Raw genomic sequence first — 13721 nt, 5'->3', positions numbered from 1 at the left:
GGAGCCCCGCCGCGCTTCCCGCGCACGCCTTCATCGGGCCAAACCGTGGCGGGGCGCGCAAGGTATTTATCAGCAACGTTTTACGTAAACATCCGGCTCTTGACGAACCGGCTCCCCTCCGTTAAACTGAGCCTTGTTCAGTAGCAGATAGCGCGCTGAGCATCCTACCCGAAGTCGCCGGTACCCGCCGGCTGAATCCCCCCCTGTTTTCGAGAGATCCCATGAAGCGTGCTGCGCCTTTCCTCCTTGCCGGTCTTTTCGGTCTGGGTGCCTGTTCCGATCTGAACCCCGTGGACTCGGCGCGTGACGCGCTCGCGCCGGGCGGGATCAAGCTCAACGAGACCGCCGCCGACGCGCACGACATCGTGCCGGGGCAGATCATCGTCCGCTTCCGTCCGGGCGCGGCCCGCTCGGAGATCGCGGAGCAGCACCGCGCGCACAAGAAGGCGGACATGCTGCTGGAGCGCACCGAGATCATGGAAGTGCCGGTGGGGCAGGAGGCGGAGATCGCCGCCCAGCTCTCGAGGAACCCGAACGTGGAGTTCGCCGAGACCGACCGGATCATGCGCATCGGGCCGTGCGAGGTTTCGACCTCCTGCACGCTGCCGGACGGGCAGTTCTTCGGCTACAAGTGGGACCTGCACAACACCGGCACGGTGCTGACGCAGGCGAGCACCAAGGCGGACGCGGACATGGACTGGGCGGAGACCTTCGACTACCTGGGCGGCAACAGCTTCGCCGGCTCCGCGGTCATCGGCGTGCTGGATACGGGCATCCGCGCCACGCACTCGCAGTTCGCGGGCAAGATCCTGGGCGGGCGCCGGTTCCTGAACGACGGCGTGGCTGTCACGAACTACAACGACGACCACAGCCACGGCACGCACGTGGCCGGGATCGCCGCCGGCATCGGCACCTCGGCGGTACCGGGCGTGGCGTACGGCAAGAACATCAAGCTCCTCGTGGGCAAGGTGTGCAACTCCGCGGGTACCTGCCCCAGCTCGGCGACGGCGGACGGCATCGTGTGGATGGCCGACAACGGCGCCAACGTCATCAACATGAGCCTGGGCAGCTTCGGCGGTAACCCGGACGGCTCCGGCTCCGCCGCGCAGCTCGCCGCCCTGCGCTACGCCGCCAGCAAGAACGTGCTTCCGGTGTGCGCCACGGGCAACGACGACGCCAAGGCGGGCAACGGCTACACGGGCGGCGTGGGCTACCCGGCCCGCTTCGACGAGTGCATGGCGGTGGGCGCCACCAACTGGGGCGACACCAAGGCGAGCTACTCCAACTACGGCCCGCAGATCGAGATCTCGGCGCCAGGCGGCGACGGCAATCCGCTGAACACGGGGAACAGCTTGATCCTGGCCGCGAGCAACTCCGGCGATGGTTCGTTCGGATTCAAGGCCGGCACGTCGATGGCCACCCCGCAGGTCGCCGGCCTCGCCGCGCTGCTGTGGGCGACGGGCACCCGCGACGCGAACGCCATCCGCCAGCGCCTGAAGGAGACCGCCGACGACATCGAGGCTCCGGGCTGGGACAACCGGACGGGCGCCGGCCGCATCAACGCCTACCGCGCCATCACGGGGCAGAACCCGAACGCCGCGCCGGTGGCGAAGCCGGTGAACGCTTCGACGGGCAACAAGGGCGTCGCGATGGCGTTCGACGGCACCGCGTCGTTCGACCCGAACGGCAAGGCGATCAAGAGCTACGCGTGGAACTTCGGCGACGCGGCCTCGGCTTCGAACACCGCCACCACGGCGCAGGCGAGCCACACCTACATGCGCGCCGGCAGCTACAGCGTGTCGCTGACGGTGGTCGACGCCGCGAACCTCTCGAGCACCACCACGAGCACGGTGGTGATCGCGAACATCGCCCCCGCCATCTCGTCATTCTCCGGCGCGACGCTCCTGCCGGGTGAGAGCTACGCCGCCGCCGGCTCCTTTGCCGACGCGGACCCCGACCAGTGGTCGGCCACCGTGAACTACGGCGACGGCAGCGGGCTGAACCCGCTGGCGCTGAACGGCCAGAGCTTCTCGCTGAGCCACACCTACACGGCCGCCGGCACCCACACGGTCAGCGTGACGGTGCAGGACAACGACGGCGGCTCGGGCAACGGCACGGCGACGGTTACGGTGCTGACGGCGCAGCAGGCGATCTCCGCCACGCTTCTCAGCGCGGTAGCCGGCCTTGACCAGGCGGCCTCGTTCTCCGCACCGCTGCGGAACGCGCAGGCTTCGCTGGATCGCGGCAACCTGGCCGCCGCCAACGGCCAGATGCGCGCCTTCCTGAACCACGTGGACGCGACGGTGCGCAGCGGCCAGCTCCCGGCCTCGACCGGCGCCGAGCTGACCGCGGCCGCCAACCGCATCCTGACCAGCATGAACCGCTAGTCTCGACGTAAAGGCGGGGGCACGCGCCCCCGCCCTTGCACGACGACATCAGCCGCCCCTTCTCCAGATGCATGGAGAGGGGGCGGCTGCGTGGTGGCCCCACCCCCAGCGTCGCTCCGCGACGCATCCCCCTCCCCCAAAACTGCCTGAGGAGGGGGTGGCTTTGCATAGATCTGCGCGCGTTGCTCTGCTACCCAGACCGCTTCAGCGGTCTTCGCGTGGTTCCAGCCGGGGGATTTATCCCCCGGTGCCGTTGCGGCGCCGGCGATGGCGCCCAACCCCCCCTCACCCCCCGCGCGTGGCGGGCCGCTCCCAGTCGCGCAGGTGGTTCAGGAGGTAGTCGATCCCGAACACGTGGCGGCGGTGGTCGCCGTCGCCGCGGAAGACGACGGCGCTCCAGCCGCGCATCCCCGTGGGCGTGTAGTGGCGGCCGTGCATGGTCAGCTTCTGGCCGGAGATCGCCTTGATCAGCACCTGCTCGTAGCGGCTCCGCGACAGCTCGCGCTCGGGGAACAGGTTGTCCCAGGTGCACAGGCGCCCCACGTCGCCGTACTCCTCCGGCCTGTCGTCCAGGTCCAGCAGCGAAGGCGCGCGGCCCCGCATCACCGAGCCGATCAGGCGGAAGGTGAACGGGTCCGAGATCCGCCGGATCGGATGCCAGAAGTGCTTTACCGTGAGCCCCGCGATCGCGCGCAGGCTCAGCTTCCGCCCGTCGCGCGAGCTCCAGATGGGCGCGTCCACGTCCGCCTGGAAGGGGTTCATCGGGAAGGTGTCGTAGCGCGCCAGCCACCCCTTCCGCGAGGTGTGCGGCATGGGACGGTAGCCGCTGATCACGGGAAGGCTCATCCGCTCCAGCATGTCCAGCTCGAACGACGGCCAGGTCATCACCTCGCGCACGATGCCGGCGATCAGCGTCCCCGTGGCGATCATCAGCGACGCGCTGGGGGTGAAGTCGGCCGTGATCTCGATGCGGTCGCCGCGCGGGCGCACGCCCACGCCCGTGGAGCGGCGGTTGGCGGCCAGCATCATCACGGGCGCGGGGAGGATGTACGACAGGAGGAGCGCCAGCTTGTGCACCGTGCGGCTACGCCCCTGCTCGGCGCGCGGCAGCTCGAACGAGACGTTGTAGTGCGTGCTGAACCCCACCAGCTTCACCTCGCGCTGCTCGCGCCGCTCCCACGCGTCCAGCTCGCCGCGCAGGTAGAGGATGCTCTCCCACAGCGACCGCCCGGCGCGCGCCGCGCACCCGCGCTCGATCTCGATGACCGGGGTCGCTACCTCGATGACTCCCGTGTCGAAGTACACCGCGCCTCCGGTGGGGAGGTGGTACGAGGTGCCGACGCGGTGCATCAGGTTGCCGCGCACGAAGGCCCGCGGGTCGCCGAACACGTCTTCCGGGCGCACCTGCTCGCCGTCCACCAGCACCGAGAACTCCGCCTCCATCCCGATCGCGGCAAGCTCCAGGCGGTCCGTACCGGCAGCGCCCTTGGCCGACGTCCCGGCGCCTTTCTTGTTGTCAGTCGTCATCGCGCCCCAACCTCGGCAATTTCCGCGTCATGGCCGGGCACCGGCCCGGCTTCCTCCTCCCCCGGCGCGTCCGAGGGAACCACCACCGTGTAGCCCAGGTCCAGGTGCAGCTGGTCGTCCGTCTCGCCAACCCCGTGCCCCCACGGCAGGGCGCGTATCCCCGGGAGCACCTTTTCCGCGATCTTCCCGTAGCGGGTGATCGTCTTGTCGTCGTCCAGCCAGTCGTCGCCGATGCGGTAGATGTTGGCCGCCGTCCCCCACAGGTGCGGCGACGCGTGGCCGGAAAAGCGGTGCGCCGGCGATCGGTACCCGCCGTTGGCCGCCACGTGCACGTACGTCCCCACCTCCTGGCGGAAGAGCTCCAGGTACGCGGCCAGAAGCGACACGGCGCACGGAATGTAGCGGGGCCACGAAGCGCGCAGCAGCTCCGTCTCCCGCACGTCCACGTTGATGAACTCCCAGAGCTGGAAGTGCGGCGCGAGCTGCGTGTCCAGCGCCACGTCCCACGATGGGATCTCGTAGAAGAAGCGCGGCAGCCGCCGCACGCGCCGCGACCGGTCGCGCATCAGCTCGCCGGGGCGCAGCACGGCGCGGTACTCCGCGCCCAGCGTCGTCCCGTCCACCATCTTGAGCACCGTCGCGTCAGGCATTCTTCTTCCCCGCGGCGGTCAGGTGGTTGTACACGGCGCGCGAGATGCGGGCGATGGTGTCGTGCCGCCCGCTGGAGCCCGGCTCCCACTCGGTAAGCACGGTGATCGCGTACGGCTTGCGGCCGGGGAGGTAGACGATGGCCGCGTCGTGCGCCACCGTGGAGATCTCCCCCGTCTTGTTGGCCACCTTGGCCCCGTCCGGCACTCCCGCGGGAATCCCGCTGCGGAACTCCTGCTCGTGCATGATCTCCAGCATCCGCGCGGAGGCCTCCACCGAGAAGGCGGTCCCCTCCTCGATGTGGCGCAGCGTCTTCACCATTCCGCGCGCGGTCACCCGGTTGCTGATCCCGGCGTCGAAGGCGTCGTTGTCCTCCACGCCGCGTTCCAGCTGCACCCCGTCGATCTCCAGCTCCTTGACCGAGGCGCGCAGGTCGTCCAGCCCCACCAGGTCCACCAGCAGGTTGGTGGCGAGGTTGCTGCTGGTGACGATCATGTGGAAGCACAGCTCGTCCACCTTGAGCGTGCGCCCTAGGTGCTGGGGGACGACGGCGTTGGCGTCGCGCGCGGCCTCCACGCGAAAGGGCTGGCGGTTGGCCACGCTCAGGAAGCGGTTCCGCACGTGCACCCGGCTTTCGCGCGCGAGCCGGCCGCGGTGGATGGCGCCGAACACCCCCACCAGGATCGGCACCTTGATGGTGCTGGCCGCGTGGAACCACTCGTCGCCCTGGTAGTCCCACCAGCCGCGGGTGTGGTAGTCGAACATGCAGCACGCCACCCGCTCGGCGCCCGCGTCCCTGCCAATCTGCTCGACCCGCGCCTTCAGGTCGTCCGGGTCTGACGTCTCTGCCATGGCTATGGTTGGGGTGTTCCTCGTGCGCCGGAGATCCGTTTGCCGCATGGGGACGGCGCCCGGCGCGCAACCCGCGCGGCAACGCAGGACTCGCGCCAGCGCCGGGGCAGGGGGCGCGGGGCACGCGAGGGCGCGTCGGAAGGCTGGCACGGAAACATTGACTTGAAACGCACGGGAGCGTAACCTTTCCGCAGCCGACAAGAGCACCCCGGTCGTGAGGCCGGTCCGCAAAGCCAGGGGTCTCCCGCGTGGAGACGGCCCAGCCGCCGAAGCCCGCCAGACGCCGCCCCTATCGCGCCCCGTCGCTTCGGACCCGTGTGCCCTCCCGGCACCCGCCCCGGAGCACGGGGCTTCGTCTTTCCCCTGACGTCTTCTCCCCACCGCCAGCCAGCACCTTGATGCCGCGCCACCCTCTATTCCGAAGATTCGCGCTCGCGTCCATCCTGTTGATCACGGCGTGCGTGGACCAGCCGACCGCCCCCACGGGATCCGCTCCGCTCTCTGGTGGACGGCCCATGGCTGCCGCGTCCGCGTCGTTTTCGGCCACGCACACGATCTCCGTGCCGGGGAGCACGCTGCAGGAGTTCGGCGAGGTCCGCCTGGCGCCCACAGGCATCGTGATCCCGCGCGACATGTGGGTGCGCGTGCGGGTGAGCGGCAGCGTGCGGATAGACGCCGATCCCGAGTGGGTGCGCCGCTTCTGCAACCCCGGCCCGCCGTCCGAGTGCCCGCCCCCGTACGACGGCGCCTCCGCGGGCCCGCTCGGGGTGAACGACGGGCTGGAGGTACAGGTGGCGATGAACAACGCCTATTTCCTGTGGCGTCCCCGCGCATCCGGCGGCGACGGTGCGGAGGACATCATGTGGGTCAGCGCGGGAACGAGCGTGCTCGCGGGCCGTGCCGGGCTTTGGGAGTTCGGCGATTGCTGGTCGTGCACGCACGAGCCCGGCCGCGCGGGACGCTACCGCCTCACCGGCACGCAGACCCTTACGGTCGAAGAGATCAACCCGCTTTCCGTCCGCGCAGACCGCACCGAGACCGATCCCGGCGAACCGGTGGGCTTCACCGCCCGCGCGGACGAGGAGATGCGCAACCTGGAATGGGCCTTCGTCGCCGGCGACACCCTCCCGGAGAGCGGACCGGCCGCGGCGCTCGCACGCGCCGGTGGAGCATCGTTCTCCATCTCGGCAGCGGCCGCGCCGGCGGCGGACTGGGACGCGCTCGCGAGCTGTCGGCGCAAAGAGGCGTGCACCACCCGCGTCGCGGTGAGCGGGCGCATGTGGGTGCGCGGACACATCGAGGACCAGATCGTCTTCGCCAAGAGCGAGATCGTGCGTGTCCAACCCGTTCGCCTGAAGCTGGGCTGTACTCCCAACCCGGTCACGCGCGGCCAGTCCATCACCTGCACCGCCAGCAAAGACCCCGCGAGCGCCCCCGGCGAGCTCAAGATCACCGGCTGGAGCTTTGAGGGGAAAGCACGCACGGATGGTGATGTGACGTCGACCACGTGGGCGGGCGTCATGGCTAAAGGTGGACGAATAGAGGTCGCAGGTACGATTGGGGAGCTCGCGTTGCGGCCAGCGGCTGCCCGAATCGAAGTCGATGCTCGCGTCTGGCACGATCCGGTTCCGCCCGCGCAGCTCAGAAAGGTCGGATGCTCTCTTCCTCTTACGGACGAGTGCCCTCTCGGCTCACCTCCGGTGTACGATCGGGATCTCGGACAAACGAAGCTGTACCCGGAGTCAGGTTTGGCGATTCCGTACGCGGAGATCGAGTCAGGGCCGAATACAGGCTGGTCGTACGTTAGCGGGAGCGATGCTCCGATCCGCTTTGCTGCGCTCGTTGTCTTTCTGAACGAGCAGCTGTACGACCGTCGCAGCGATCTGTACCGCAGATCGAATTGCCGCCCATCGGATCTCGCTTCGGCGGTCGAGGTGCACGAGGGAAGCCATGCTGATCACGCTCAGCGTTTAGCGGAGAGGGGTTACGTCAACATGCATTTCGAATCGCTCGTCCGCTTCGCTCCAAAGGAGCGCTTCCGGGAGGAGTTGACAAGATTGGTTGTGCGCAACCTCCGCAAATGGATCGGAGAGATGGTAGATGATGATCACAGCACGATTGGTTACCTGGATCCTGGGTGCGAAACCGGTTTGCGGCGCAATCCAAGGTGATGAAGAATTCCAAAACATCGACATCGAGGGGGCACGGATGTACAGATCGACTCTTGTCGTTCTAGCGGTGTGCTTGTGTACGGCCATTTCGCAGAGCTTGGCGGGTCAGGTCGACCCTGATTCCATCAAGCATCGGAACGACTGCCGGTTGGCGAGTCAGGTACTTACCCTCGGGCAGCCTGCCACCCGGGAGGGGTGGGCGTTGAACATCATCGTCTCGTGCGGCAACGAGGGTGGGGTAGCACTGTCTCGCACGCTCGAGCGGTATCAGCGGTCGCTGAATCCTTCGGTGATGGAGCCGATCGTCTGGGCGGCGACAAGGTTGCGTGACGCCTCTGTATACGAGACTGCGCTTGCGATGACCTCCGATCCGACCGCGAGCATCGCCGCGAGAGTTCAGGCCATCCGAATCCTCTCTGCGCAACTCGACCCCCAGGGGGGCGGTGCTTCGGCCAGTTACGACTATTACGCAATGTCCAGAACAACCGAGAAAGGGGTCGGCATTGACGGGCTGATTGCGACTGCCGATGACCCGATTTTCACGGGGCGCGCGCTCCCGAGCGACGCGCTGAGCAGAGCTGAACACCGTATGCGTCGCGTAGCGGGTGATCCCCACACGCCTCAACCGATACGCAACGCAGCAGCAACGCTGCTCGAGGAGATCGGAGGCTATAAGATCTGTGTGGGTGTGACTGCTGCAGAATGTCGGCGCCTGTTGGAGGCGGTGACCGAGTCCGCCGCGCAATGAGTACGGAATCGGTACCCGTGCAGTAAAACAGAAGCGGGACCGGCGACGATCGCCGGCCCCGCTGCTTGTTCCAAGCCCACCGCCCGCCCTACACCCCCGCCGTCTCCGCCATCCGCGCGGGGTAGTGCGAGTCCACGTAGTCGTCCAGGATGCGCTTGAACTCTTCGGCGATGTGGTCGCCGCGGAGGGTGACGGTGTGCTCGCCGTCGACGTAGACGGGGGCCTTGGGCTCCTCAAAGGTGCCGGGGAGGGAGATGCCGAGGTTGGCGTGCTTCGACTCGCCGGGGCCGTTCACGACGCACCCCATCACCGCCACCTTCATCTCCTCCACGCCGGGGTGCGTGTCGCGCCAGACGGGCATCTGGTCGCGCAGGTAGCCCTGGATGTCCTCGGCCAGCTTCTGGAAGTAGGTGGAGGTGGTGCGCCCGCAGCCGGGGCAGCTCGTGACCTGCGGGGTGAAGGAGCGCAGCTCCAGCGACTGCAGGATCTGCTGCGCCACGTGCACCTCCTCCGTGCGGTCGCCGCCCGGCTTGGGGGTCAGCGACACGCGGATGGTGTCGCCGATCCCCTCCTGCAGCAGGATGCTGAGGCCGGCCGCGGAGGCCACGATCCCCTTGGTGCCCATCCCGGCCTCGGTGAGCCCCAGGTGCAGCGGGTAGTCGCTGAGCGGGGCGAGCATCCGGTAGACCGCCACCAGGTCCTGCACCCCGCTCACCTTGGCGGAGAGGAGGATGCGGTCGTGCGGCAGGCCAAGGCGCTCGGCGGTGGCGGCGGAGCGCATGGCGCTCTCCACCATCGCCTCCATCATCACCGTCTTGGCGTCCTTGCGCGCGTGCTCCGGGCGGGTGGCGTTGAGGTCCATCAACTCGGTGAGGAGCGCCTGGTCCAGCGATCCCCAGTTGACGCCGATGCGCACCGGCTTGCCGAACTCGATGGCGCGCTCCACGATGGCCGCGAAGTTCTCGTCGTGGCGCTTGGCCCCGACGTTCCCCGGGTTGATGCGGTACTTGCTGAGCGCGCGGGCGCAGTCCTCGTACTTGTGGAGGAGGATGTGCCCGTTGTAGTGGAAGTCGCCCACGATGGGGACTTCGACGCCGCGCATGCGCAGGAACTCGACGATGTGCGGGACGGCGGCGGCGGACTCCTCGTTGTTGACGGTCACCCGCACGATCTGGCTCCCCGCGCGCCAGAGCGCGGCCACCTGCCGCACCGTTCCCTCGATGTCGGCCGTGTCCGTGTTGGTCATCGACTGCACCACCACCGGGTGCGCGCTTCCCACGAGCACGCCGCCCACGTCTGCGGTGACGGTCGGTCTGCGCCTGTATGCCATCATCGGGTCTTGAGAGATCGGCTGAGTGTGCCTTCCGAAACGCTCTAAATCTAACGCTCCGGGGTGGTTGGGGGAATGCGTGCGCCGCCCGCCGCCCACGTCGTGAACCGGCGGGCGGAGAGCGGCGCGGGGATCGTGCGACGAAAGCCCGGCTATTCCTGGCGCAGCGACTGGGCCGGCTCGATGCGGGTGACCCGGCGGGCGGGAAGGTAGCAAGCCGCCAGCGCGACCAGCGCCAGGCTGCACGAAGCGGCGGCGAGGGCCAGTGGATCGGAGGGCGAGACGCCCACCAGCACGCCGCGGATCGCGCGTCCCATCAGGTAGACGCCGGGAAGCCCGATCAGCACTCCGAGCCCGATGAGCACCGCCCCTTCGCGAAGCACCATCCCGACTACCCTCCCGTGGTCGGCGCCCAGCGCCAGCCGCACGGCCAGCTCGTGGCGGCGCCGGCTGACGGAGCCCGCCACGACGCCGAACAGCCCGATCGCGGCCAGCAGAAGCGCCCCCAGCGAGAAGCCGCCGATCAGCACGGCCCCGATCCGCTGCTGCCGGAGCGCGTCGCCCACCCGCTCGTCCATCGTCCGGAAGTCGGAGAGCGCGAGTGCCGGGTCCACGCGGGCCACCGCGGCGCGCACGTCAGGGGCAAGGCTCGCCACGTCACGGTCCGTGCGCACGGCGAAGTAGAGCGCCCGCTCCGGGTACTCCTCGTCGCGCCAGTACACCTGTGGGCGCCCGTCCTGGTGCACGTCGTACAGCCGCGCGTGATTCACCACGCCCACCACCCGCGCGGAGTCGTTCATCATGTGGAGCGTGGCCCCGACGGCGTCGCGGCCGGGGAAGAAGCGCTCGGCGAGGATCCGGTCGATGATCACCTCGCGTACCCCCTTCAAGACCGACGGGGCGAACCCGCGCCCCGAGAGGAGGCGGATCCCCATCGCGTCGAAGTAGCTTCCGCGCGTAACCACGACGTCCACCATCGGCGCGTCGAGATCTTCCTTGCCCGTATTCCCCGGCGCGCCGGGAAATGCCACCGCCCTCTGATCCGCGCGGGCGGAGAGCGGGAGCGCGGACGCGGCGCCCACCGCCCTCACCCCCGGCAGCGCGGAGAGCTCCTGCTGGATGCGGGCGAACCCCGCGAAGATAGCGGTGCCCGTGTCGTACGCACCCCCGGGGAGCGGAACCTTGAAGGTGAGCACGCCCGACGGATCGAAGCCCGGATCGGCGCGCAGCAGCCGGTCGAAGCTCCGCGCCACCAGCCCGCCGGCGCTCAGCAGCACCAGGGAGAGCGCCACCTGGAGCACGACCATCCCTCGCCGCATGCGGCCGTGCCCGCCGCCGCCGCCGCGCACCGCCGCGTTCCGCATCAGCCCGGAAAGCTTCATCCGCGTGGTGGTCAGGGCGGGGAAGGCGCTGGCGGCGAGCCCCAGCCCCGCGCCCAGCAGCGTCACCGTCAGGCCGATGCGCCAGTCCACCCCGATCGACTCGCGCAGCGGCAAGTCGTCGGGGGCGAGCGCCACCAGCGCGCGGGTCCCCCACACCGCCGCCATGGCACCGCACGCACCCCCCAGCGCACCCAGGAGCCCGCCTTCCAGGAGCGTGGCGCGGGCGAGGGCCCCCGGCCGAGCGCCTAGCGCGCGGGAGATGGCGAACTCCCGCTCCCGCTGCGCCGTCCGCACCAGGAGGAGGGTTCCCACGTTCACTCCCAGCACCACCACCAGCAGCACGCCCGAAAGCGCCAGCGCGATCAGCGCCGGCCGCACGCGCGAGACCAGGTCGTCCTTGAGGCCGATGGCGTTCAGGCGGAGCCCTTCGCCCCCGAAATCGCGCCGGTCCACCACCGCTCCCGCTGCTTTCACCGCCGCCATCACCGTGGCGGGCGGCGTGCCGGGGCGGGCGCGGATCAGCCCCCCGTACTCACCCGCCTGGGGATCGGTGGAGGCGAGGTTGACGTCGAGAGCGGTGTAGGCGTCCGCCCGCTCCGGTGGGCCGGCTCCCGCGTGCCGCACGAAGCGGAAGCCGCGGTCCATCACGCCGATCACGCGATAGGGCTGGCCGTCCAGCCGGACTTCCTTTCCGATGACGCCCCGGTCGGCGCCGAACTGGTCGCGCCAGAGATCGTGACCGAGCACGATGGTCGCGGGTCTTCCCGGGCCGAACTCGTTGGACGCGAAGCCCCGTCCCAGCATGGGCCTTGCCCCCAGGAGCGGAAAGAGCCCGGGAGAGGACATGATGAGGGTGATCTCGCGCGGCTCGCCCCCTTTCACGCCGGTGAGCGTCGCTCGCGTCCGGTCCAGCGCCACCGCGCCCTCTACGATGCCCTTCGCCCTGGCGAGCTCCACGAGGTCGGTTCCGCCGAGCCATCCGCGGTTCAGCCCGATCCAGGTGTAGTCGCGCCACACCACGTACAGATCTTCCGCCTGGCGATAGGGGAGCGGCGCCAGGAGCACCCGGTTCACCACCGAGTAGACCGTGCCGAAGGCGCCCAGCCCCACCGCCAGCATCCCCACCATCGACAGCGCGAAGACCGGCGCGCGCGTCAGGCGCCGCACCACCAGCTGCGCGTCTCGGCCGAAGCTTCCGTTGCGCGGCACCCCACGCGCCGGGCGCACCTGCTCCGCGAGGCCGTTGCGGAGCGAATCCGCCAGGGCCCGCAGCCACACCCACACGAGCGCGCCCCTCCCCCCGTCGCGCAGTGCCGCGCGGCAGCGGTCGCGGTACGCCTCCACCACCGCGTCGCCCATCTCGTCGCGGAAGTCGGAGGGGTAGAGCCGCATCAGGAGCCGCACCCATGCGTCCGAGACCCTGAGCCAGCGCGTCTCGCTCATGTCGCCACCCCGTCCAGCAGCCCGCCGAGCCGGGCCGCGCGCATCAGCGCCGCCAGCCGCCTGGCCTCGGCACGGGCGACCTGGAGTCCCAGCTCGGTGATCCGGTAGTAGTTCCGCCGCTCGTCGGCCGCGTCCGGCGCTTCGCGCCGCTCGGACGGGACGATCATCCCCTGCTCCTGCATCCGCCGTAGCGCGCGGTACAGCGTCCCCACGTCCGGAACGATGATGGCGCCGCGCCCTTCCGCGTCCTGGATGATCCCGTAGCCGTGGCGCTCCCCCGCCGCCACGCTCAGCAGGATGTCGAACTCCACGGGCCGCAGCGGCAGAAACCGCTCGACGGGCCTTTGCCGGTCCATTCCCATGTACGGCCTCCGAATCGGTGAACGTCACATGCACGATGCATATATGCGTGGCGCATGTACCCGTGTCAAGGGAGCTCTGGACGCGGGGACAGGCGGTCTCTTGCGTGCAACCTTGTGCCCGTACGGCGTGCTGACCGGGCGTAATCGAACGTTTACCTGTCCGGCGGGGTCACCTCCCACACGCGGACGATGCTGTGCGCGCCGGTGGCGGGGTCGCTGATCTCGTCGCGGCGGTCGATCTCGGCGGTCCGCCAGCCGGCGGCGTACATGCGATTGCGGAACTCGGAGAGGTACACGCGCCCCGGATCGGCCACCAGCGCCCGCCCGCCGGGCGCCACCACGCGCGGAAGGAGCGCGGCGAGGATCTCCGCGTTGCGCATCTCGTACAGCACGTCGGCGGCGATCACCAGCGGGTAGCGCTCGTCATCGGGAGGCTTTCGCCAGTCGAGGAGGGCGGTGCGCAGCGGCCCGAGCCCGTTGCGCCGCGAGTTGACGGACGCGAAGCGGAGTGCGTCATCATACCAGTCCGTGGCCAGCACGTCGGCGCCCAGGTGCCGCAGGGCGAGCGCGGGGAGAGCGACGCCGCACCCCAGCTCCAGCGCGGCGGGCTCGGCGGGCGGCGCATCGAGCAGGTGCCGGGCGAGGATGCGCGCCGAGGGCCACAGGTCCGCCCAGTAGGGAAGACGCTCGTCGTCGTCGAAATCGTCCTCCACGATCAGCTCGTCCGCGGCGCGCGGCATGATGAGGTCCACGCGCCACCCCGCGTGCTCGAACGTCTCCTCGCGCACGGCGAAGCGGCGGCGCAGCTCGGCCTCGTTGGGCGACAACTGTTTCCTCCGCGATGCATGGCGAGCTTGCTCCCGCGCGGCGG

Annotated in this window: 10 protein-coding genes and 1 riboswitch; of the genes, 3 read left to right on the top strand and 7 right to left on the bottom strand. The window is 69.6% G+C overall.

The features are described 5' to 3' along the window. Positions 1–221: 221 nt before the first annotated feature. Complete coding sequence (locus VF647_13265) at positions 222–2387, top strand: S8 family serine peptidase (protein ID HEX8453065.1); 2166 nt, start codon at positions 222–224, stop codon at positions 2385–2387. Between the two features lie 285 nt (positions 2388–2672). Here the strand turns inward: VF647_13265 and VF647_13260 are convergent, their stop codons facing one another. From VF647_13260 to VF647_13250, 3 genes are read right to left on the bottom strand one after another with little or no spacing between them, the layout of a single operon-like run. After that, a complete protein-coding gene (locus VF647_13260) occupies positions 2673–3914 on the bottom strand; it encodes a hypothetical protein (protein HEX8453064.1) in 1242 nt (413 codons plus the stop codon). Continuing rightward, the gene (locus VF647_13255; protein ID HEX8453063.1) at positions 3911–4564 is read right to left on the bottom strand and encodes a hypothetical protein; all 654 of its coding nucleotides are present in this window, start codon (positions 4562–4564) and stop codon (positions 3911–3913) included. Before VF647_13255 ends, VF647_13260 begins: the two co-directional genes overlap by 4 nt. Next, positions 4557–5414, bottom strand: coding sequence for a serine hydrolase (locus tag VF647_13250; GenBank protein HEX8453062.1), 858 nt, complete (start codon positions 5412–5414; stop codon positions 4557–4559). The genes VF647_13255 and VF647_13250 overlap by 8 nt, the downstream gene beginning before the upstream one ends. 192 nt (positions 5415–5606) lie before the next feature. Beyond that, positions 5607–5685: riboswitch (cyclic di-GMP riboswitch) on the top strand. Positions 5686–5929: 244 nt separating this feature from the next. Between VF647_13250 and VF647_13245 the strand changes: the two genes are divergently transcribed. Together VF647_13245 and VF647_13240 are read left to right on the top strand one after the other, a co-directional pair. Beyond that, positions 5930–7585, top strand: a complete 1656-nt coding sequence (locus VF647_13245; protein HEX8453061.1) for a hypothetical protein — start codon at positions 5930–5932, stop codon at positions 7583–7585. Then, positions 7515–8333, top strand: coding sequence for a hypothetical protein (locus VF647_13240; GenBank protein HEX8453060.1), 819 nt, complete (start codon positions 7515–7517; stop codon positions 8331–8333). Before VF647_13245 ends, VF647_13240 begins: the two co-directional genes overlap by 71 nt. Positions 8334–8421: 88 nt before the next feature. On the opposite strand, the gene ispG is transcribed toward VF647_13240, so the two are convergent. The 4 genes from ispG to VF647_13220 all read right to left on the bottom strand — a co-directional run bounded on the left by ispG (position 8422) and on the right by VF647_13220 (position 13677). Then, positions 8422–9666 (bottom strand): flavodoxin-dependent (E)-4-hydroxy-3-methylbut-2-enyl-diphosphate synthase, encoded by a 1245-nt coding sequence (gene ispG, locus VF647_13235; protein HEX8453059.1) that lies wholly within the window; start codon positions 9664–9666, stop codon positions 8422–8424. 149 nt (positions 9667–9815) lie between these two features. Beyond that, positions 9816–12488 (bottom strand): ADOP family duplicated permease, encoded by a 2673-nt coding sequence (locus tag VF647_13230; GenBank protein HEX8453058.1) that lies wholly within the window; start codon positions 12486–12488, stop codon positions 9816–9818. Next, entirely contained in the window at positions 12485–12850 is a 366-nt protein-coding gene (locus VF647_13225; GenBank protein HEX8453057.1) for a helix-turn-helix transcriptional regulator, read from the bottom strand. Before VF647_13225 ends, VF647_13230 begins: the two co-directional genes overlap by 4 nt. 152 nt (positions 12851–13002) lie before the next feature. Then, entirely contained in the window at positions 13003–13677 is a 675-nt protein-coding gene (locus VF647_13220; protein ID HEX8453056.1) for a methyltransferase domain-containing protein, read from the bottom strand. Between the last annotated feature and the right edge of the window lie 44 nt (positions 13678–13721).

Source organism: Longimicrobium sp., from assembly GCA_036387335.1.
GTDB lineage: Bacteria > Gemmatimonadota > Gemmatimonadetes > Longimicrobiales > Longimicrobiaceae > Longimicrobium.
Note: the sequence above shows the minus strand (reverse complement) of the source record. Positions and strands in the feature narration are given on the sequence as shown.